This window comes from Pelagibius sp. CAU 1746 (genome assembly GCF_039839785.1).
Taxonomy (GTDB): domain Bacteria; phylum Pseudomonadota; class Alphaproteobacteria; order Kiloniellales; family Kiloniellaceae; genus Pelagibius.
Window position 1 is genome coordinate 691,726 of sequence record NZ_JBDOQT010000001.1, and the last position, 20,958, is coordinate 712,683.

The 20,958-nt window shown below is 66.9% G+C and carries 19 protein-coding genes; 11 read left to right on the plus strand and 8 right to left on the minus strand.

Annotated elements, in window-relative coordinates:
* The first annotated feature begins 516 nt into the window (after positions 1–516).
* From hemE to rho, 4 genes are all read left to right on the plus strand, one after another.
* Positions 517–1,590 carry a uroporphyrinogen decarboxylase gene (gene hemE, locus AAFN88_RS03215; RefSeq protein ID WP_347518118.1) on the plus strand — a complete coding sequence of 358 codons (1,074 nt, stop codon included), beginning with the start codon at positions 517–519 and terminating at the stop codon, positions 1,588–1,590.
* 13 nt (positions 1,591–1,603) lie between these two features.
* Positions 1,604–2,647: a ferrochelatase gene (gene hemH, locus AAFN88_RS03220; protein WP_347518119.1), complete on the plus strand. Its 1,044-nt coding sequence runs from the start codon at positions 1,604–1,606 to the stop codon at positions 2,645–2,647.
* A gap of 29 nt (positions 2,648–2,676) precedes the next feature.
* A complete protein-coding gene (hemJ, locus tag AAFN88_RS03225) occupies positions 2,677–3,120 on the plus strand; it encodes a protoporphyrinogen oxidase HemJ (protein WP_347518121.1) in 444 nt (147 codons plus the stop codon).
* A gap of 287 nt (positions 3,121–3,407) precedes the next feature.
* Positions 3,408–4,664 (plus strand): transcription termination factor Rho, encoded by a 1,257-nt coding sequence (gene rho, locus AAFN88_RS03230; protein WP_193366781.1) that lies wholly within the window; start codon positions 3,408–3,410, stop codon positions 4,662–4,664.
* A gap of 98 nt (positions 4,665–4,762) precedes the next feature.
* On the opposite strand, the gene AAFN88_RS03235 is transcribed toward rho, so the two are convergent.
* The 5 genes from AAFN88_RS03235 to AAFN88_RS03255 form a co-directional block, all read right to left on the minus strand.
* Positions 4,763–5,071, minus strand: a complete 309-nt coding sequence (locus AAFN88_RS03235) for a DUF1330 domain-containing protein (protein WP_347518124.1) — start codon at positions 5,069–5,071, stop codon at positions 4,763–4,765.
* 32 nt (positions 5,072–5,103) lie between these two features.
* Positions 5,104–6,078, minus strand: coding sequence for a quinone oxidoreductase (locus tag AAFN88_RS03240; RefSeq protein WP_347518125.1), 975 nt, complete (start codon positions 6,076–6,078; stop codon positions 5,104–5,106).
* On the minus strand, positions 6,078–6,773 hold the full coding sequence (locus tag AAFN88_RS03245) for a dienelactone hydrolase family protein (RefSeq protein WP_347518127.1): 696 nt from the start codon (positions 6,771–6,773) through the stop codon (positions 6,078–6,080). Before AAFN88_RS03245 ends, AAFN88_RS03240 begins: the two co-directional genes overlap by 1 nt.
* 251 nt (positions 6,774–7,024) lie before the next feature.
* Complete coding sequence (locus tag AAFN88_RS03250; protein WP_347518128.1) at positions 7,025–7,522, minus strand: methylated-DNA--[protein]-cysteine S-methyltransferase; 498 nt, start codon at positions 7,520–7,522, stop codon at positions 7,025–7,027.
* Positions 7,519–9,612 (minus strand): thioredoxin domain-containing protein, encoded by a 2,094-nt coding sequence (locus AAFN88_RS03255; RefSeq protein ID WP_347518130.1) that lies wholly within the window; start codon positions 9,610–9,612, stop codon positions 7,519–7,521. Before AAFN88_RS03255 ends, AAFN88_RS03250 begins: the two co-directional genes overlap by 4 nt.
* Before the next feature lie 259 nt (positions 9,613–9,871).
* On the opposite strand from AAFN88_RS03255, the gene AAFN88_RS03260 reads away from it, so the two are divergent.
* The 7 genes from AAFN88_RS03260 (at position 9,872) to AAFN88_RS03290 (ending at position 16,664) form a co-directional block, all read left to right on the plus strand.
* Positions 9,872–10,129, plus strand: coding sequence for a DUF6489 family protein (locus AAFN88_RS03260; RefSeq protein ID WP_347518132.1), 258 nt, complete (start codon positions 9,872–9,874; stop codon positions 10,127–10,129).
* Between the two features lie 3 nt (positions 10,130–10,132).
* Positions 10,133–10,534: a (2Fe-2S) ferredoxin domain-containing protein gene (locus tag AAFN88_RS03265; RefSeq protein ID WP_347518134.1), complete on the plus strand. Its 402-nt coding sequence runs from the start codon at positions 10,133–10,135 to the stop codon at positions 10,532–10,534.
* A gap of 56 nt (positions 10,535–10,590) precedes the next feature.
* Positions 10,591–11,967 carry a tRNA uridine-5-carboxymethylaminomethyl(34) synthesis GTPase MnmE gene (gene mnmE, locus AAFN88_RS03270; RefSeq protein WP_347518136.1) on the plus strand — a complete coding sequence of 459 codons (1,377 nt, stop codon included), beginning with the start codon at positions 10,591–10,593 and terminating at the stop codon, positions 11,965–11,967.
* 162 nt (positions 11,968–12,129) lie between these two features.
* The gene (gene mnmG / locus AAFN88_RS03275; protein ID WP_347518138.1) at positions 12,130–14,028 is read left to right on the plus strand and encodes a tRNA uridine-5-carboxymethylaminomethyl(34) synthesis enzyme MnmG; all 1,899 of its coding nucleotides are present in this window, start codon (positions 12,130–12,132) and stop codon (positions 14,026–14,028) included.
* 42 nt (positions 14,029–14,070) lie between these two features.
* Positions 14,071–14,727 carry a 16S rRNA (guanine(527)-N(7))-methyltransferase RsmG gene (rsmG, locus tag AAFN88_RS03280; protein WP_347521624.1) on the plus strand — a complete coding sequence of 219 codons (657 nt, stop codon included), beginning with the start codon at positions 14,071–14,073 and terminating at the stop codon, positions 14,725–14,727.
* 38 nt (positions 14,728–14,765) lie between these two features.
* Complete coding sequence (locus AAFN88_RS03285) at positions 14,766–15,578, plus strand: AAA family ATPase (protein ID WP_347521625.1); 813 nt, start codon at positions 14,766–14,768, stop codon at positions 15,576–15,578.
* Positions 15,579–15,746: 168 nt separating this feature from the next.
* Entirely contained in the window at positions 15,747–16,664 is a 918-nt protein-coding gene (locus AAFN88_RS03290; RefSeq protein ID WP_347518140.1) for a ParB/RepB/Spo0J family partition protein, read from the plus strand.
* Between the two features lie 30 nt (positions 16,665–16,694).
* On the opposite strand, the gene holA is transcribed toward AAFN88_RS03290, so the two are convergent.
* Genes holA through leuS form a run of 3 tightly spaced genes read right to left on the minus strand, consistent with a single transcriptional unit; the run spans position 16,695 to position 20,832 of the window.
* Entirely contained in the window at positions 16,695–17,726 is a 1,032-nt protein-coding gene (gene holA / locus AAFN88_RS03295; RefSeq protein WP_347518142.1) for a DNA polymerase III subunit delta, read from the minus strand.
* An 18-nt stretch (positions 17,727–17,744) separates the two neighbouring features.
* Positions 17,745–18,233, minus strand: a complete 489-nt coding sequence (gene lptE / locus AAFN88_RS03300) for an LPS assembly lipoprotein LptE (protein ID WP_347518144.1) — start codon at positions 18,231–18,233, stop codon at positions 17,745–17,747.
* A 22-nt stretch (positions 18,234–18,255) separates the two neighbouring features.
* Positions 18,256–20,832, minus strand: a complete 2,577-nt coding sequence (leuS, locus tag AAFN88_RS03305) for a leucine--tRNA ligase (RefSeq protein WP_347518145.1) — start codon at positions 20,830–20,832, stop codon at positions 18,256–18,258.
* Between the last annotated feature and the right edge of the window lie 126 nt (positions 20,833–20,958).

The following is a 20,958-nucleotide window of genomic DNA, read 5'->3' on the forward strand; positions in this document are numbered from 1 at the left end:
AGCCGACTCCAGCGCAGGGAGAAACCCGCCGAGGCCCCGAAACGGCTGTGCATGAAATGCCTTGTTCGTGCGAATTGCGGGGACAAACCGCCCTTCAATCCGCTTCGCGGAAAAATCCCTCACCTCTGCCTCGCAGTGCTCCAGAGCATTCTTTGGTTCCGGACAGTTTCGCCCCACAGGCCGCGCCGCTTTGGGATAGAACGCCTGTCTCTCGTTCTTTTCCCCGTTATCCCCTGCCGGCGGATTTGGCGCAAGGCATGGGATCATCCTGGTTTTTGCCGTCATCCGCCCACAGGTAGAGAACACCGCGGCGGACCTGCGGAAGACTCGCGGGATAATCCACAGGTCATCGGCAATCCCCAGGATTCACAGGGATCAACAACAATCACCCTAAGCTTTTTAATAAATCTTTTAGGAAGAAGGGGGGTTTGCTCGGACCGCGGAAAAGTCCATCTTGTCGGGCCTTGAGACCTCCGGAAAGACAGCGGCAAGAACGGATTGCAGACCCTGATTTCGATGACCCAAGCTCCCGAAACCTCTCGCAACGCCGAAAAGACCATGCTGCGCGCCCTGCGGGGCGAAACCCTGGCGCGGCCGCCGGTATGGCTGATGCGCCAGGCCGGGCGCTATCTGCCGGAATACCGGGAACTGCGGGCCAGGGCGGAGGGGTTTCTCGATCTCTGCTACACCCCGGACTACGCGGTGGAAGTGACGCTGCAGCCGATCCGGCGCTATGGCTTCGACGCGGCGATCCTGTTCTCCGACATCCTGGTGGTGCCCCACGCCTTGGGGCAGAAGGTCTGGTTCGAGGAAGGCGTCGGGCCGCGCCTGGAAGCGCTGGAAGAAGCTTCGGACCTCGACCGCCTGGACCCTGCGGCCCTACACGAGCGCCTGGCGCCGGTCTATCGGACCGTCGCGCGTCTGAGCCGCGAGTTGCCGGCAGAGACCACGCTGATCGGTTTCGCCGGAGCGCCCTGGACGGTCGCCAGTTATATGCTGGAAGGCGGTTCCAGCAAGGACTTCGCCGCGGGCAAGCGCTGGGCCTACGGCGATCCGGAAGCCATGCAGCGTCTCATCGATCTCTTGGTGGCGGCGACCGGCGATTACCTGATCGCTCAGATCGATGCCGGCGCCGAGGCGGTGCAGATCTTCGATTCCTGGGCCGGGGTCTGGCCGGAGGCGCAGCTGCGGCGCTGGTGCCTGGAGCCGGCCAAGGCGCTGGTGAAGCGTCTGAAGGCGGAGCGGCCCGGCGTTCCGGTGATCCTGTTTCCGCGCGGAGCGGGGCTGCTCTACCAGACCTATGCCGCCGAGAGCGGAGCCGATGCCCTGGGTCTCGATACCACCGTGCCGCTGGGTTGGGCGCGGGAGGTGCTTCAGCCCAAGGTCTGCGTTCAGGGTAATCTCGATCCCCTGGCGCTGGTTGCCGGCGGCGAGAGCCAGCGCGCGGCTGTGGAGACGATCCTGCGGGAGCTGTCCGGCGGTCCCTTCGTTTTCAACCTGGGTCATGGCATCGTGCCGCAGACCCCGCCGGAGCACGTCGCCCAACTGATGGAGCAGATCCGTGCCTGGCCGGGCGCCGGCGGATGGTGAACGAGGGCGCGGCATGAGCAAGACGGCGGTGGTGCTGTTCAACCTCGGCGGGCCCGATCGCCGGGAAGCCGTACGGCCCTTCTTGTTCAATCTCTTCTTTGACCCCGCGATCATCCGCCTGCCGCTGCCGCTGCGCTGGCTGCTCGCCAAGGTCATTTCCAGGAAGCGCGCGCCGGTGGCCGAGGAGATCTATCGGGAGATGGGCGGTGGCTCGCCGCTGCTGCCCAACACGGAAATTCAAGCGGAGGCCCTGGCCAAGGTGCTGAAGGAACGCGGCCTGGGCGAGGTGAATGTCTTCATCGCCATGCGTTACTGGCATCCGCGGGCAAAGGAGACGGCTCGACAGGTGGCCGCTTTCGCGCCGGATCAGGTGATCCTGCTGCCGCTTTATCCGCAGTACTCGACCACAACCTCGGCGTCGTCCCTGAAGGAATGGCAGCGCGAGGCCGAGGCGGCGGGCGTGACGGCGCCGAGCCGCGCCGTCTGCTGCTACCCGGAAGAGGCCGGTTTCGTGGAGGCGGTCGTGGAGCGCCTTCGCGACGCCTTGCGGGAAGCCGGTCAGGAAAAGCCGCCGCGTGTGCTGTTCTCCGCCCATGGACTGCCGAAGAAAATCGTCGAACAGGGCGATCCCTACCAGTGGCAGGTGGAGCGCAGCGTCGCCGCGGTGGTACGCCGCCTGGGCGAGGTGAACCTGGACTACCAGGTCTGCTATCAGAGCCGCGTCGGTCCTCTGGAATGGATCGGCCCGGCGACCGACGAGGAGATCGAGAGGGCGGCGCGGGAGGAACGCAGCATCATCGTGGTGCCGATCGCCTTCGTCTCCGAGCACTCGGAGACCCTGGTGGAGCTGGACATCGAGTACCGGGAGCTGGCGGAGAAGGCCGGGGCGGCGGGCTATCTTCGGGTGCCGACGGTCATGGCCGATGCGTCCTTCATCGAGGGCCTGGGCGAGCTGGTGGTCGCCGCCACCGGGTCGGAGCGGCCCGTCTGTTCGCAGGCGGGGGGGCGCCTCTGCCCGGCGCAGTGGCGCGGCTGCCCCCAGGCGGCGGGCTCCTGAAACAATAATACAAGGGACTTCAGAGGGTTATGGCAGGATTTCTGGGCGAGGCCTATCTTTGGGTCAAGGCGGTGCACATCCTGGCGGTGATTTCGTGGATGGCCGGCTTCCTCTACCTGCCGCGGCTTTTCGTCTACCATTGCCAGGCGGAGCCGGGCTCGGTGCAGTCCGAGACCTTCAAAGTGATGGAGCGCCGCCTGCTGCGCGGCATCATGAACCCCTCGATGATCCTGGCCTGGGGCCTGGGTCTGATGCTGATGATGAACATCGAGGCCTGGCATGGCGGCTGGTTCCACGTCAAGGCGAGCCTGCTGGTGGTCCTGACGGTCCTGCACATGATGGCGGCGCGCTGGCGCAAGGCCTTCGAGGCCGACGCCAACCGGCATTCCGAGCGTTTCTACCGCATCATGAACGAGGTGCCGGCGGTCCTCATGGTCGGGATCGTGGTCCTGGCGGTGGTGAAGCCGTTCTGACCGCGCCGGCCGGTGCCGTCGAATTGCCGGCTCCCGCCGCTTGACTTCCGCGCCGCCTTGCATTAACGCTCTGGAATCTTCTGAACCTTGCCGTCCGGCAACGTCCGTCCCATATATGGTTAACGAATAGGTAACCAGCCAAGCGTAGGCTGCAGTTTACAAACCTTCCCCGCTCTGCGGATTTATCCCGCATTCCTGGCACCTTCTCTAGCAGCAAGCGCTCTGGTCCAGGCCCGATCCAAAAACCTTCCCCTTTCCGACTAATGCGAGCACAGGCGTAAGCGCCCATGAACCTTCAAGAACTGAAAGCCAAGAGTCCGGCCGATCTCTTGGCCTTTGCCGAGGAACTGGAAATCGAGAACGCGAGCACCCTGCGCAAGCAGGACATGATGTTCGCGATCCTTAAGCACCTGGCCGACAACGACCAGCCGATCTACGGCGGCGGGGTGCTGGAGATCCTGCAGGACGGCTTCGGCTTCCTGCGCTCGCCCGAGTCGAACTATCTGGCCGGGCCGGACGATATCTACGTGAGCCCCAGCCAGGTGCGCCGCTTCGGCCTGCGCACCGGCGACACGGTGGAAGGGCAGATCCGCTCGCCCAAGGACGGCGAGCGCTACTTCGCCCTGCTGAAGGTCAGCCAGATCAACTTCGATCCGCCGGAGAACTCGCGCCACCGCATCAACTTCGACAACCTGACGCCGCTCTATCCGGACGACCGCATCAAGCTGGAAGTCGAGGATCCGACCATCAAGGATCTGACGCCGCGGGTCATCGACCTGACGGCGCCGATCGGCAAGGGCCAGCGCGCCCTCATCGTCGCCCCGCCGCGCACCGGCAAGACGATGATCCTGCAGAACATCGCCCAGTCCATCGCCAAGAACCATCCGGAGATCTTCCTCATCGTGCTGCTCATCGACGAGCGCCCGGAGGAAGTGACCGACATGGACCGCTCGGTCCAGGGCGAGGTGGTGAGTTCCACCTTCGACGAGCCGGCGCAGCGCCACGTGCAGGTCGCCGAGATGGTGATCGAGAAGGCCAAGCGCCTGGTCGAGCACAAGAAGGACGTGGTGATCCTGCTGGACTCCATCACCCGCCTGGCGCGCGCCTACAACACCGTGGTGCCGTCCTCGGGCAAGGTGCTGACCGGCGGTGTCGACGCCAACGCGCTGCAGCGCCCCAAGCGCTTCTTCGGCGCGGCGCGCAACATCGAGGAAGGCGGTTCGCTGACCATCATCGCCACCGCGCTGATCGACACCGGCAGCCGCATGGACGAAGTCATCTTCGAAGAGTTCAAGGGCACCGGTAACAGCGAAATCGTCCTCGACCGCAAGCTGGCCGACAAGCGCACCTTCCCGGCGATCGACATCGGCAAGTCCGGCACCCGCAAGGAAGAGCTGCTGGTGGACAAGGGCACCCTGTCGAAGATGTGGGTGCTGCGCCGCATCCTCATGCCGATGGGCGTCACCGATTCCATCGACTTCCTGGTCGACAAGCTGAAGCACCAGAAGACCAACCAGGATTTCTTCGATTCAATGAACCAGTAGTCCGGAATCGTTCGTTCGCGAGAAGATCGCGCACAAAGAAAACCCGGAGCGAATATCCCGCTCCGGGTTTTTCACGTCTTGCGGCTGCGGGTCGCGGATCAGTCGCCCGGCTGCGGGCCGTCGTAGCCTTCGACGATGACGAGGTCGCCTTGCGACGCGTCCTGGCGGAAGGCAATCGCCTTCCGATAGGCCGGCGAGCGGTAGCAGGCCAGCGCCGCGTCGTAGCTGGGAAACTCGATCACCACGTTGCGGCTGCGCGCGCTGCCCTCGACGGTTTCGGACTGGCCGGCGCGCACCAGGAAGCGCGCGCCATATTCTTTGAAAGCCTCCGCGTTGGCCGCGATGTACTTCTTGTAAGCCTCGGCATCATGCACGTCGACGTGCGCGATCCAGTATCCCTTGGCCATTTCCTGTTCCTTCTTCGTTACGGCAGCAGCCCCTACGGCAGCAGCACGGTGGAGCCGGTGGTCTTGCGCGCCTCCAGATCGCGGTGCGCCTGGGCGGTTTCGCTCAAGGGATAGGTCTGGTTCACCTCGATCTTCACCTTGCCGGAGGTCACCACCTCGAAGAGCGCCGAGGCGCAGGCCTCGAGCTCCGCGCGCTCCTTGTTGTAGACCATGAGGCTGGGGCGCGTGAGGTAGAGGCAGCCTTTCTTGTTCAGCAGGTTCGGGTCTATCGAGGGCGCGGGGCCGGAGGCGGCGCCGAAGAGCACCATCATGCCGCGCGGCTTGAGACAGTCGAGCGAGCCCTCGAAGGTGTCCTTGCCGACGGAATCGTAGACGACGGGGACGCCCTTGCCGTCGGTCAGTTCCTTCACGCGCTCCACGAAATTCTCTTCGCGATAGTTGATCGTGTGGTCGCAGCCATGCGCCTTGGCGAGCTCGGCCTTCTCGTCCGAGCCCACCGTGCCGATCACCGTGGCGCCGATGTGGTTCAGCCACTGGCAGGCGATGAGGCCGACGCCGCCGGCGGCGGCATGGAACAGCACCGTGTCGCCCTTCTGAACCTTGAAGGTGCGGCGGATGAGATATTCCACCGTCATGCCCTGCAGCATCATGGCCGCGGCGGTCCGGTCGTCGATGCTGTCGGGCAGCTTCACCAGGCGGTGCCACGGCATGATCCGCGCCTCGGCATAGGCGCCCGGCGGCATGTCGGCATAGGCGACGCGGTCACCGGGCTTGAAGGCCTCGACGCCGCCGCCGACGGCTTCGACCACGCCCATGCCTTCCATGCCGATGGCGGCCGGGTAGGGCAGCGGGTAGGCGCCCATGCGGTGATAGACGTCGATGTAGTTCAAGCCGCAGGCTTTCTGCTGCAGCAGCACCTCGCCGGGCCCGGGGGCCGGCACTTCCACGTCTTCGTATTTCAGGACCTCGGGGCCGCCGGGTGCGTGAATGCGGATTGCCTTGACCATCAAGCGAGATGCTCCTTGAAGAAAGCGACGGTGCGGCCGTTGGCGAGGGTCGCCGCCGCCTGGTTGTAGTGTTCGCCGCCCGGGCGCGCGAAGGCGTGGTCCTGGCCGCCGTAAACGTTGACGGTGACATTGGCGTGGGAGGCGAGGGTGTCGGTCACCTTGGCGATCTCCTCCGCCGAGGAGAACTGGTCCTTCTCGGCGACGTGCAGCATCAGCGGCTTGGAGATGTTGCCGGCTTCGCCCAGCAGGTCGCCGAGGCCGACGCCGTAGTAGCCGACGCTGGCGTCGGTGTCCGAGCGTGTCGCCATCAGGAACGCGATCTTGCCGCCCAGGCAGTAGCCCACGGAGCCGACCTTGCCGGTGCAGGCGTCGTGGACGCGCAGCGCCGCCAAGGCCGCTTTCATGTCTTCGATGCCCTTGTCGACGTCGAAGAGGTTGAAGAGTTCGAAGGCGCGGTCCCATTCCGCCTTGGTCTTGTCGGTGATGTCGATGCCCGGCTGGATACGCCAGAAAAGATCGGGGCAGATGGCGACGAAGCCCTGGCTGGCGAGCCAGTCGCAGGTTTCGCGCATGACCCGATTGACGCCGAAGATTTCCTGGGCGACGACGACACCGGGTGCCGCGTCCAATTGCCTGGGCACAGCCAGGTAGGCGTTGAAGCTGCCGCCGGGCACTTTGATGGTGAGTTCAGCCATGGCCTTTCCCTTGTTTGCTTCCCTTGTTGCGCATCGGTTTGTGCATCGGTCTTGGCCGCTTGGAGGCATCCTGCCGGCCGCCGCTACATCTTGCCGACTGAACCTGTGAATCCGGTCTCACTCAAAAGCATAGAGCGGACTCACAGGGTAGTTGGATCGCCCTCGGCGAGTCCATCGGACCCTGATCTGCTCCAGCCTAGCCGAAAGCCGGACCCGGCGCAGTGCCGGACGGCGCCGGTGCCGGGAATGTGTTAGAGAGGCAGGGCGTGCTGCACCGGCCAGGCGCCTTCCAGGGTCAGGAGGAAGGCCTTGGTCTCGGGCCCCTCGCCGCCGGAGAAGCCGCCGAGCTGCCGGTCGGCGGCGAGCACGCGGTGGCAGGGAATGAAGATCGGAATGGGGTTGGCGCCGCAGGCGGTGCCGACGGCGCGCGCGATGCTGCCGGTCGCCTTTGCCAGGTCTCCGTAGGATTTGGTCTGGCCGTAGGGAATGGCCAGCATCTCACGCCACACCGCGCGGTGGAATTCGCTGCCGCGCGGCTTCAGCGGCAGGTCGAATTGCCGGCGCGCGCCGGCGAAGTAGTCGCGCAGTTGCTGCGCTGCGTCGTGCAGCAAGGGAGTCGTCCCGGGTTCCTGCGGAGGCGCGGCACTGCGCCCCGGTCTATGCCAGGTCACGGCGACGATGGCGCCATCTTCCTCGGTGAGGATCACCGGGCCGCTGTCGGTCTGGACGGTGAGGCGATGACGGGTCATGCACGATCTTCGCGCGGGGCGAGGGCTTCGGCAAGGGCGTCGGCGTCGGTCATCGGCAGGGAGCAGTTCGGTCCGCGGCAGACATAAGCCGTGGCTTTCCCGCCGGCCTGGCCCTTGCCGGCGGCGGGGTGGCCCGGCGGCAGATCGTCCTCGGGGCTCAGCACCTGCAAGACCCGGTTGGGCAGGCAGTGGCGGGTGACCGTTTCCACCAGGGTGTCGGTTTCGGCCGCCCCGCGTGGGCCGACGATGACGATCTGCAGGGCGTTTTCCAGGATCTCGGCACCGTTCAGGAGGCTGGCCAGAGGAAAGAAATTGCGCAGCAGTTCGCCCGAGAAGGCGGTGGCCAGAGCCTCGGCCCGCTCCCGGTAGGCGGCCTTGCCGGTCAGATAGAAGAGGCGCGCGAGAACCGCGAGGATGGTGCCGTTGCCGGACGGCGTGGCGCTGTCGTAGGCCGTCTTGGTGCGGACGATGAGGCCGGAGGCGTCGTCGGCGGTCAGGAAGTAGCCGCCGTTGGCGGCGTCCCAGTAATGCCGGTCCAGGGTCTCGCACCAGGCCTCGGCCTGGGCCAGGTAGGCGGCCTTGCCGGTCGCCTCGTGGAGGGAAACGGCGGCGGCTGCCATGTTGGCGTAGTCGTCCAGGGTCGCCGGGTGGTTCAGCCGGCCGTGGCGCCAGGCATGGCAGAGCCGGCCGTCGCGCGCCATCTGCGTGGCGACGAACGCGAAGGCGGTCTCGGCCGCGTCGAGCCAGGCGGCTTCGCCGAAGACCGGCGCCGCCTCGGCCAGGGCGGCGATCATCAGGCCGTTCCAGTCGGCCAGGACCTTGTCGTCCCAGCCCGGCCAGACCCGTTGGCTGCGCGCCGCCAGCAGCTTCTCCCGGCAGGCGGCGAGCCTGGCTTCGGTTGCGGCGTCGGCCAGGCCCGGGGCGGCCGAGCGGTTGAGGATGGTCTTGCCTTCCCAGTTGCCGCCGGGGCGCACGTCGTAGTGTTGCATGAAGAGGCCGGCATCGGCGCCGAGCAGGGCGTCGATCTCTTCGGCGCTCCAGACGTAGAACTTGCCTTCCTCGCCTTCGCTGTCGGCGTCCAGGCTGGCCGCGAAGGCGCCGCAAGGTGCGCTGCCGCTGCCGTCGCCGTCGGCGATCATCTCGCGCAGCACCCAGCCGACGGTCTCGCGCGCCCGCTGCTCGTAGAGGGGGTTGCGCGTGTCCTGCCACAGCCAGGTCAGCACCTCGAGCAACTGGGCGTTGTCGTAGAGCATCTTCTCGAAGTGCGGCACCAGCCAGTAGGCGTCGACGGTATAGCGGGCAAAGCCGCCGCCCAGATGATCGTAGATGCCGCCTTGAGCCATCTTGGTCATGGTCAGGTCGACGGCGTCGCGCTGAGCCGGATCGCCGTTGCGCTTCCAGGCGCGCCACAGCAGCTTCAGGACATTGGGCTGCGGAAACTTGGGCGCGCCGCCGATGCCGCCGTTGGCCTGGTCGACCTCGCCCAGCAGACGCCCGGCCACCTGGTCGAGGGCGCTCTGCGCAATGGCGTCGCCGCGGTGGTTGCGCGACAGCTTGCTCAGTGCGTCCTTCAGCGCCGTGGTGTTCTTCTCGATGCGCGGTTTGTCGTTGGCGTAGATCTCCGCCACCGCCCTCAGGACCTGGGGAAAGCCCGGGCGGCCGTAGCGCGGCTCCGGCGGGAAGTAGGTGCCGCCCCAGAAGGGTTCGCCCTCGGGCGTGAGGAACATGGTGAGCGGCCAGCCGCCGTGCTCGCCGAGCAGCGCCAAAGCGGACTGATAGATGCTGTCAACGTCCGGGCGTTCCTCGCGGTCGACCTTGATGTTGACGAAGAGCTCGTTCATCAGCGCGGCGATGTCCGGATCTTCGAAGCTCTCGTGGGCCATGACGTGGCACCAGTGACAGGCGGCGTAGCCGACGGAGAGCAGGACCGGCCGCCCGCTCGCGCGGGCCTCGGCGAAGGCCGCCTCGCCCCAAGGCCGCCAGGCGACGGGGTTGTCGCGGTGCTGCAGCAGGTAGGGGCTGGTCTCCCCGCCCAGGCGGTTGCCGCCGGTTTGGGAGGACTCGGTCCGGGGGGCGTCGGCCTCGGCCATATGCGGATGTGTCCCTTCTCGGCGCTGCGCCGTGAGGCCGTGCGGATAAGGCTGCCGCCCCTGGATTCTGCCCGGGGGGATTGCGGCGGCCGGTGGCTGGCATGTAGTCTCGGATTTCCTATATGGGCCGTAGGCCCTTGGTGGCTCAACCACAAATGCTGAATGGGTTTGTCGTGGCCGGACGCGGGGAACGCAGTCCCCGGATGCGCCTGCCGCAGAGTTGCGTTCCGGGGATCTCATGCAGGGAAGGGCGACGGCGATGAAGATTCACATCGATATTGAGTGCACGCCGGAGGAAGCGCGCGCCTTTCTGGGCCTGCCGGACGTGGCGCCGATGCAGGAGGCGCTGATGGCCGAACTGCAGAAGCGGATGATGGCCAACCTGCAGGCCATGGAACCGGAGCAGCTCTTCAAGACCTGGTTGCCGGCCGGGCTGCAGGGCTGGGAGCAGCTGCAGAAGGCTTTCTGGGCCCAGATGTCCAGCGGAGGAGCTGGAAAGAAAGAGGAAAAACAATAAGTTATGGATGATACCGTGAAAAAGGAGGTCCTGAACCGGGATGCCGGGACAGGCGCCCGGAACGATCCGGATCCCTATTTCCGCTGCCATGTCTTCTGCTGCATGAACGAGCGCCCGCCGGGACACGAGCGCGGCTGCTGCAAGGAGAAGGGATCGGTGCGCCTGCGCAATTATCTGAAGGCGCGCGCCAAGGAACTGGGCCTGGAGGGTGTGCGCATCAACCAGTCCGGCTGCCTCGACCGCTGCGAGCTGGGTCCGGTCATGGTGATCTATCCCGAAGGCGTCTGGTATCACTATCGCAGCATCGAGGATGCCGAGGAGATCCTGCAGACGCATCTGTTGCAGGGCGGCCGGGTGGCCCGCCTGATGCTGAAGCCCGGCGACGAGACGCCGCCGGACGAATAGCGCAAGGCCGCCGCCGGACGCAGAGTCTTCAGAAGGCCCCAGAGGCCCGCAATGTCATGACCGACGAGACCATTTTCGCGCCCTCCACGGCGCCGGGCCGCGCGGGTGTCGCGGTGATCCGGATTTCCGGACCGCAAAGCGGTGCCGCGCTGCGCGCGCTGGCCGGCGATCCGCTGCCCGAGCCGCGCCGGGCCGTGCTGCGGCGCATCATGGATCCGGCGGCGGGAAGCGTGATCGACCACGGCCTGCTGCTGTGGTTTCCCGGCCCGGCCAGTTTTACCGGCGAGGACCTGGGCGAGCTGCAGCTGCACGGCGGACGCGCCGTGGTGGCGGCGGCGCTGGAGGCCTTGGCGGGGCAGCCCGGGCTGCGCCCGGCCGAAGCCGGCGAGTTCACGCGGCGCGCCTTCGACAACGGCAAGTTGGACCTGAGCGCCGTCGAAGGCTTGGCCGACCTCATCGACGCGGAGACCGAGGCTCAGCGCCGCCAGGCCCTGCGTCAGATGGAGGGCGGCCTGGCGCGGCGGATCGGCGACTGGGCGGCGCGGCTGACCCGGGTGCTGGCGCACTTCGAGGCGGCCATCGATTTCGTCGAGGAGGAGCTGCCCGAGGATCTCGGGGCGGCGGCGCTGGGGGAGGCGGAGGCCGTGGCGGCCGAGATCGCCGCGGCGCTGGACGACCGGCATCGCGGCGAGCGGTTGCGCGAGGGGCTTTCTGCGGTGATTCTCGGCGCGCCCAATGCCGGCAAGTCGTCGCTGCTGAACGCCCTGGCGCGGCGCGACGTGGCCATCGTTTCGGAAACGGCCGGGACCACCCGCGACATCGTCGAGGTGCACCTGGACCTGGGCGGTTACCCGGTGACGCTGGCCGATACCGCCGGGCTGCGCGCCCTGGAGAAGGCCGACGAACCGCAAGCGGCCATCGAGCGGGCGGGGATGGCGCGGGCCCGCGAGCGCGCCGAACGCGCCGACATCAAGCTGCTGCTGGTCGATCTGGACGCGGCGCTCAGCGACGAAGCGGTGCTGGACGGAGTGGCGGCCTTGCACGACAGCCGCTCCCTGGTGCTGCTGAACAAAGCCGATCTCTGCGCGCCCGAGGCGGTGCGAGGGCTGGGCCGGCGGCTCGGCGACTGGGATCCGATCGCCGTGTCGGCCAAGACGGGGACTGGCCTCGACCAGGTGCTGGAGCGGCTGGTGTCCCTGGCGGGGGAGAGCTTCGGCGGTGCCGAGGCCGCGGCGGCCATCACCCGGCATCGTCACCGCCGCGCGCTGGAGGATTGTCTGGAGGCCTTGGCGCGGGGGCGGTCGGCGGAGTTGCCCGAACTGGTGGCCGAGGAGTTGCGGCTTGCGCTGCGGGCGTTGGGCCGGGTGACGGGGCGGGTCGACGTGGAAGACCTACTAGATATTGTGTTCTCTGACTTCTGTATCGGCAAGTAGTAGGGGGTCCTACTAGATGTTTCACGTGAAACATTGCCGGCACCGAGGGGCGGTAGGGGATGCCGCTGGGCCGCGAGGCCGCCTGTTCCGGTCTTGATCGGGGCCGGCGGCCTGCTATAACCCGCGGCAACGTGAGGATGGCCGGACCCAACTGGGGCAGTCATGGCTGAGACCAAGACCTTTGATGTGATCGTCGTGGGCGGCGGACACGCCGGCTGCGAAGCCGCGGCGGCTGCAGCGCGCCTGGGTGCGCGCACGGCGCTGGTCACTCACCGCCGCGACAGTATCGGCATCATGTCCTGCAATCCGGCCATCGGCGGTCTCGGCAAGGGCCATCTGGTGCGCGAGATCGATGCCCTCGACGGACTCATGGGCCGGGTGGCGGATGCCGCCGGGATTCAGTTCCGCATGCTCAACGCCAGCAAGGGACCGGCCGTGCGCGGACCGCGCGCCCAGGCGGATCGGGCGCTCTACCGCCAGGCCATGCAGGAGGCGCTTGCCGGGCAGGCGGGCCTGACCGTCGTCGAGGCGGCGGTGGAAGACCTGGTGATCGGTGACGGCGGGGTCTGCTGCGGGGTGGTGACGGCGGCGGGGCAGGAGCTGCGGGCCGCTGCGGTGGTGCTCACCACCGGCACGTTCCTGCGCGGGCTCATCCATATCGGCGAGGAGCGGATCCCCGCCGGGCGGGTCGGCGAGGCGCCGGCCGTCGGCCTGGCCGCGACCTTGGCGCGGGCCGGCTTCGCCCTCGGACGGCTGAAGACGGGCACGCCGCCGCGCCTTGACGGCCGCACCATCGACTATGCGGGCCTGTCCGAGCAGCCCGGCGACCTGGACCCGGAGCCCTTTTCGAGCCTGACGGCGGCCATCACCCGGCCGCAGGTGAGCTGCCATATCACCGCAACGACCGAAGCCGGCCACGCGCTGATCCGCGACAACCTGGACCGGGCGCCGCTCTATTCCGGCCAGATCGAGAGCGTCGGACCGCGCTACTGCCCGTCGATCGAGGACAAGGTGGTGCGCTTCGCTGAGCGCGGCCAGCACCAGATCTTCCTGGAGCCGGAAGGGCTGGACGATCCGACGGTCTATCCCAACGGCATTTCCACCTCGCTGCCCAAGGACGTGCAGCTCGCCCTGCTGAAGACCATCCCGGGCCTCGAGGCCGCGGTGATGCTGCAGCCGGGCTATGCCATCGAGTACGACTACGTCGACCCACGCGAGTTGAAGGTGTCCCTGGAGACCCGGCGCCTGCCGGGGCTGTTTCTGGCAGGGCAGATCAACGGCACCACCGGCTACGAGGAGGCGGCGGCCCAAGGGCTGATCGCCGGCCTCAACGCCGCATTGCGGGCCGGCGGCACCCGGGAGCCTTTCGTCGTCGACCGTGCGGAGGCCTACATCGGCGTCCTCATCGACGATCTGGTGAGCCGCGGCGTCAGCGAACCCTACCGCATGTTCACCAGCCGGGCCGAGTACCGTCTGCGGCTGCGGGCCGACAACGCCGATCAGCGCCTGACCGGCCAGGGGCTCGAACTGGGCTGCGTCGGTCCGGCCCGGCGCGCGGTCTTCGAGGCCCGCATGGCGGCGCTGGAGGCGGGGCGGGCCCTGGCTGAGTCCCTGACGGCGACTCCCAACAGCCTGGCGGCGGCCGGGGTCGCCATCAATCAGGACGGCGTACGGCGCAGTGCCTTCGAACTGCTGCGCTACCCGGCGCTGGACGTGGCTGGCCTCGCGGAAATCTGGCCGGAGCTGCGGTCTCTGGAGCCGGCAGTGGCGCGGCAGATCGAGATCGAGGGCCGGTATCAGGGGTATCTGGCCCGGCAGGACGCCGACGTCCGCGCCTTCCGCAAGGACGAAGCGCTGGAATTGCCGGCCGACCTCGACTACGCCGCAGTGGGCGGTCTCTCCAATGAAATCAGGCAGGTATTAACCACGAGCCGGCCGGCGACCCTGGGATCGGCGGCGCGAATCCCCGGCGTGACGCCGGCAGCAATTATGGCCTTGCTGCGGCATGTGAAGAAGCGCGGTGCCGCGGCTGCCGCGCCGTCGCGGCCCTCGGCGGCCTGAGGGCAGGGGATGTCCGCTGCCAAGGGCGGTGCAGCTACGCCGTTGAGCCCAGAGGAATTTCGGGATCGTCTCGCTGTTTCACGTGAAACACTGGACAGGTTCCTCGGCTATGCGGCCCTTCTCGCCAAATGGAACGCCGCCATCAACTTGGTGAGTCCAAGATCGCTGGACGATCTCTGGCGCCGTCACTTCCTCGACTCCGCCCAGTTGCGCGACCACCTGCCGGAGACGCCTGGTCCTGAGGGGCGGGTTATTCTCGATGTCGGTGCGGGCGCCGGCTTTCCGGGGATGGTGCTGGCGTTGCTGGGCTGCGGCGTGGTGCATCTGGTGGAGGCGGACCAGCGCAAGGCGCAGTTCCTGCGGGAGGTGGCGCGGGTCACCGGCGCGCCGGTGGAGATCCATCCCCTGCGCGTGGAGAGTCCGGCGCTGGCGGCGGCGCTGCCCGCCGTCGACGTGGTGACCTGCCGCGCCTTCGCGCCTCTGCCGCGGCTGCTGGCCCTGACGGAGCGATTCCTGGTGCCGAAAGGTGGGGATAAAGCCGCTGTCGGGCTCTTTCTCAAGGGCAGACGGGTCGATGAAGAATTGACCGAGGCGGGCAAAAAGTGGAGACTGCAGATAGACCGCTTTGAGAGCGAGACAGATCCCGAGGGTTCAATCTTGCGTCTCAAACTTCTATCTCTTGGGGATGGAGCGTCTTGAACCTACAACATATTGAAGCCAGTCCGGAGCGTGGGTCGATCCCGCCAACTTCGGCCGCGACCCGCGTTCTTGCTGTCGCCAATCAGAAGGGCGGGGTCGGCAAGACCACGACGACGGTCAACCTGGCGACGGCTCTGGCCGCCTGCGGCAAGCAGGTCCTGATCATCGACATGGACCCGCAGGGCAATGCCAGCACCGGCTTGGGCGTGGCGAGCGATCAGCGCAGCCACAGCGTCTATCAGGTGCTGCTCGACGCCATGCCGATCGCCGAGGCAGTGACCAAGACCCTGGTGCCGGGCATGGACATCGTGCCTTCGGGCGTCGATCTCTCGGGCGCCGAGCTGGAACTGATCGACGTGCCGCAGCGCGAGTACCGGCTGCGCAATGCGATCCAGGCCGCCCGCGGCAAGTACGACTTCGTGATCATCGATTGTCCGCCGGCCCTGGGCCTGCTGACCCTCAACGCCTTGGTCTCGGCGGACTCCGTGCTGGTGCCCCTGCAGGCGGAGTTCTATGCCCTGGAAGGCCTCAGCCACCTGATGCGGACGATCGACCGCGTACGCCGCGGGCTCAACCAGGCTCTGACGCTGCAGGGCGTGGTGCTGACCATGTTCGACCGCCGCAACAATCTCTGCGAGATGGTCGCCGCCGATGTGCGCGAGTATCTCGGCGACCGGGTCTACAAGACCATGATCCCCCGAAACGTGCGGGTTTCAGAAGCGCCGTCCCACGGCAAGCCGGTGCTGCTGTACGACATGCGTTGCGCCGGCGCCCAGGCATACATCCGCTTGGCGCGGGAGATCCTGCAGCGGGAGAACGACCTGGCCGGCGAGCCGGCTCTGGCGTCCTAGGCTAGACTCTTTCGGTGAACCATGTATTTATTCATTCCGATAGCGGAATGAAACCGATGGCGCCATGGCGGGCTGAAGGGGCCTGCGCGTAAGCGCCGCGATGCTGCGAGATCCCGGGAGGCGCCCGCATGCGGGGGAGGTCTCGGCCGGGATGGGGAAGACTGCGACATGACTGACGGGCCATCATCGGATCACGCCAAGCGCACCAATCTGGGCCGCGGCCTGGCCGCCCTTTTTGGCGAAGAGAACGAGGACTACGCCTCGCTCGACAAGGTGCGCTCCACCAAGACCGTGCCGATCGAGCACCTGCGCCCGGGGCGTTTCCAGCCACGCCATCATTTCGACGAAGCCGCGGTCAACGCCCTGGCGGAGTCGATCAAGGCCCAAGGTATTCTGCAGCCCATCCTTGTGCGCCGCCTGGCGGACCGGCCCAACGAGTTCGAAATCGTCGCCGGCGAACGCCGCTGGCGCGCCGCCCAGATCGCCAAGCTGCACGAAGTTCCGGTTCTCATCCGCGATCTCACCGACGCCGAATCTCTCGAACTGGCGATTGTCGAGAATATCCAACGGCAAGACCTGACCCCATTGGAAGAGGCCGAGGGTTACAAACGTCTGATCGACGAGTTCCAGCATACCCAGGAAGACCTGGCCCGCACCCTGGGCAAGAGCCGCAGCCACATCGCCAACACCCTGCGCCTGCTGGGTCTGCCCGAGGGCGTGAAACTGCTGCTGGACGAAGGCAAGCTGACCGCCGGTCATGCCCGCACCCTCATCGGCTGCGACGACGCCGAGGAGCTGGCCCAAAAGATCATCAGCCGCGGCCTCAACGTGCGTCAGGCCGAAAAGCTGGTGCAGAGCGCCAAGGCCGCCCCCTCCGGACCCAAGGCGGCCAAGCCGGCCGACGCCGACAAGGGCAAGGACACCGACACCTTGGCGTTGGAGCGCGATCTCACCGCCCTGCTGGGTCTTAAGGTGAGCATCAACTTTCAGGGCAATGGCGGTTCGCTGACCATTCACTACCGGACCCTGGAGCAGTTGGACGATGTCCTGCATCGGCTGAACCAGATGCCGCCGGCCAACACCTGATCCCGATCAGGCAGAGAACTCTCCGCAGAATCAGCCGGCGCGCCGCCGGCGTCCCGGCGCGTTGGCGGCGATCTCCAGCAGCGCCCGCGAAGCCAGGGTTTCCGCCGGCGCCCCGGTGCGCTTGCAGGCCGCCTCGGCTTCCAGCAGTCTTTCCAAGGCGCGGGCGAGCTGCGCCGGGCGCCAAGCCTCAGCCTGGGCCTTGAACGCAGCGGCCGTCTTCCAGAACACCGGCGGACGCAGGCGTTTCATCGCATCGTCCACCGCGCCGCCGGCACCGGCCACCGCATGAATTCTCTGAAAGTGCCGCGCTGCCGCCCGCAGCAGGCTGATCGGTGAGTTGCCCTCCGTGAAACTGCGCGCCACTGCGCGCTCCAGCGCCGGAAGATTCCCGGCGCCAGTCGCCAAGGCGACGTCGTCCAGGCTGAGCAGCGCCGAATCCCCGACACAGATCTCGACGTCCTGCAGCGTCACCTCGCCGGTGCCGGCGCCCTTGAACAGCAGCACCTTCTCCAGCTCCCGCCGGGTCAACTCGCGGTCTCCGCCAAGGTGCGCGCTCAAGAAGGCGACGGCATCCCGACCGATCGCCAACCCGGCATCGGCAAAAAAACTCCGCACCACCGCCTCCAGGCTGCGGCTGTCATCGTGGTAACAGGCAAGAGCCGCTGCCGCTTTGTCGCTTTCGAAGAGCTTGCGCAAAGTCGAGCGCGCCGGCAGATCGTCGGCCTCGATGACCACGAAGGCGTCGCCCGGCGATCCCGACAGAAAGTCCTTTACCGTCGCGGTCGCCTTGTCGCCGGCATCGCGTACGCGTACGAAGCGCCGACCACCGCCGAACACCAGCGCCGCCGCCTCATCGGCCAGCCGAGCCGGATCCTCGGCCAACTGCGCGCCGGTCAACTCACTGACGGCAAAGGGATCGGCCGGATCGTCGACGATCTTCGCCAGCAACGCAGCACTGCGCTCCCGGCGCAAGCCCGCGTCGGGACCGTACAGCAGGACCGCGCGTACCGCCGGATCGGGAGATCGCACAAAGCTTTCGGCCTGCTTCGCGTTCAGCTTCACCGTCGTCCCGCTCCGCGGTTACGTTGAGGAGAAGTAGATCGACAGGCGGGTTTGAATGTCGTCCGCGACTTCGCCAAGCGCCCGGTCGCGCGCGTCTTCTTCCGACACCGTGGTGGCGAAGGGATTTTCCAAGATGTCATAGCTCGTGGTGGAACTGGAGCTTCCGGAAAAGAGCGCTTCGCCGCCGCCGAAATCGAACAGCGAAAACTTGGCGTCGATGCGCAGGTTGGCACGCGTCGCCGTCTCGTCGCGGCGCACGCCCAGTTCACTCAAGGACTCCGTCAACTGCACGGCCAGTCGGTAGCTCGGCGACACCGGCTGCCCTTGAGGATTGAGCCGATCGCGCAGGAAGTTATGCATCTGCTGCCCGACGCGGTCGCGCAGCGGCTCGATGCGCACCGTCGACAGGTTGGCGGACACCGAGCCTCCATCGTCCTGCCTTGCGTTCAGCGGCTGGAAGCCGCAACCGCTCAGCCCGCCGATGGCGGCCGTCGCAATGGTGCCCAAGCCCAAACTGCAAATCGTTCTTCTAGACCACGACATTGACGATCCGGTTCTTTACAACGATGACCTTTCGCGCTGCCTTGCCGTCCATCGCGCGTTGCACGGCCGGCTCGGCCAGCGCCGCCGATTTGGCATCCTCTTCCGCCGCGTCGACCGACAGACTGATGGTAGCACGTTTCTTGCCGTTGACCTGAACCGCCAGTGTGGCTTTCTCGTCGCTCACCAGCTCGGCAACCGCCGTGGGCCATGGCGCATCGACCAGGTAACCGTCGTGCCCGAGCTGCGCCCAAAGCTCTTCGGCCAGGTGCGGCATCATCGGGCCGATCAGGCGCACGACGAGCTCCAAGCCCTCGCGCAACGCCCAGAGCCCTGCGGCGTCGGCCGCCTTGAAGGCGGCCAGGCTGTTGGCCAACTCGTAAATCCGCGCCACGGCGCGATTGAAACGGAACTGCTCCAGGTCGTCGCTGCAGGCATCGACGGTCTTGTGCACCGCGCGTCGCAGCTCGACCGCGGCGTCGGAGAGGTCGCCCGGCAAGGGCGCGCCGACCGGCGGCAGGTTCTCCAGGTTCTCGTTCACCAGCCGCCACAGACGCTGGGTGAAGCGCCAGGCGCCTTCAACGCCGGCGTCCGTCCATTCCATGTCGCGTTCGGGCGGCGAATCCGACAGCATGAACCAGCGCGCGGTGTCGGCGCCATAGGTGCCGATGATGGCTTCGGGGTCGACGACGTTGCGCTTCGACTTGCTCATCTTCTCGGCGCGGCCGACCGACACCGGCGCGCCGCCTTCGACCAGACGCGCACCGCCGTCGGCGGTCTTTTCGACCTCCTCGGGGAACAGCCACTTTCCGTCGCTGTCCTTGTAGGTCTCGTGGCACACCATGCCCTGGGTAAACAGGCCGGCAAAGGGCTCGGCCACCCCGACATATCCCACCTCGGCCAGGGCGCGGGTGAAGAAACGCGCGTAGAGCAGATGCAGGATCGCGTGCTCGATGCCGCCGATGTACTGGTCGACCGGCAACCAGTAGTCCACGGCGCCACGCTCCAACGGCGCTTCGGCGCGCGGGCTGCAGAAGCGTGCGAAGTACCAGGAGGAATCGACGAAGGTGTCCATGGTGTCGGTGTCGCGCTCCGCCGCGCCGCCGCACTTGGGGCAGGTGGTGTGCTTCCACGTCGGGTGATGCACCAACGGATTGCCCGGGCGGTTGAAGGTCACGTCGTCGGGCAGCCGTACCGGCAGATCCTCGGCCGGCACCCCCTGTGGGCCGCACCCGGCGCAGTGGATCACCGGAATCGGACAGCCCCAGTAGCGCTGGCGCGAGATACCCCAGTCGCGCAGGCGATACTGGATGGTGCCTTCGCCATCGCCCTGTGCGGCCAGCTTGTCGATCGCCGCGCGCTTGGCCTCGGCCACGCCCAGCCCGTCCAGGAAGCCGGAGTTGAAGGCCTTGCCGTCGCCAGTGAAGGCCTCGTCGCCCACTTCGAAGGTCGCCGCGTCGGCGTCCGGCGGCAACACCACCGGGATCACCGGCAGCTTGTACTTGCGCGCGAAGTCCAGGTCGCGCTGGTCGTGCGCAGGACAGCCGAAGATGGCGCCGCTGCCGTATTCCATCAGCACGAAGTTGGCGATGTAGACGGGCAGCTGCAGATCCGCCACGAAGGGGTGTTGCACGGTGAGGCCGGTGTCGAAACCCTGCTTCTCCGCCGTCTCGATGGCTTCCTCGCTGGTGCCCAGGCGGTTGCACTCGGCGATGAAGGCCGCGGCCTCCGGGTTGGTCTCTGCGATCTCCGCGGCCAAGGGGTGATTCGCTGCAATGGCGCAGAAAGAGGCGCCGAACAGAGTGTCCGGACGCGTGGTGAAGACCGTCAGGCGGTCGTGGCGGCCTCCGGAGTGATTGGTGATCTCGAAACGGACGGTCGCGCCCTCGGAGCGGCCGATCCAATTGCGCTGCATCAGGCGCACCTTCTCCGGCCAGCGCTCCAGCCCGTCGAGGGCGGCCAGCAACTCGTCGGAAAAGGCGGTGATCCTGAAGAACCATTGCGACAGCTTGCGCCGTTCGATGGGCGCGCCCGAGCGCCAGCCCTTGCCGTCGATGACCTGCTCGTTGGCCAGGACGGTCTGGTCGACGGGGTCCCAGTTGACCGAAGATTCCTTCCGGTAGACCAGATCCTTCTTCATCATCTCGACGAAGAGGCGCTGCTGCTGAGCGTAATAGCCGGGATGGCAGGTGGCGATCTCGCGGTCCCAATCGAGGGACAGGCCCATCAGCTTCAGCTGATCGCGCATGGTCGCGATGTTGTCGTAGGTCCAGCTCGCCGGATGGACGCCTCGCTCCATGGCGGCGTTCTCCGCCGGCAGGCCGAAGGCGTCCCAGCCCATGGGGTGCAGGACGTTGAAGCCCTTGGCCTTCTTGTAACGGGCCACCACATCGCCGATCGTGTAGTTGCGCACGTGGCCCATGTGGATCTTGCCGGAGGGGTAGGGGAACATCTCCAGGACGTAGTATTTTTCCCGGGAAGGGTCCTCCTCGACGGCGAAGCAGCGCGCGTCTTCCCAGCGCTTCTGCCACTTCTCCTCGGTTTCCTTGGCGTTGTAACGGCTCATCTCAGGTCGTGAATTTTGTGGCGGATGGAGCCCCGCCGTGAAGCTGACGTGCGCCGGCGCCCGGGCGCGGGCAGCAGCGAAGTGGAAGGAGAGCGCCGGCTCCGGAACCGCCGCCGGCTGGACCCC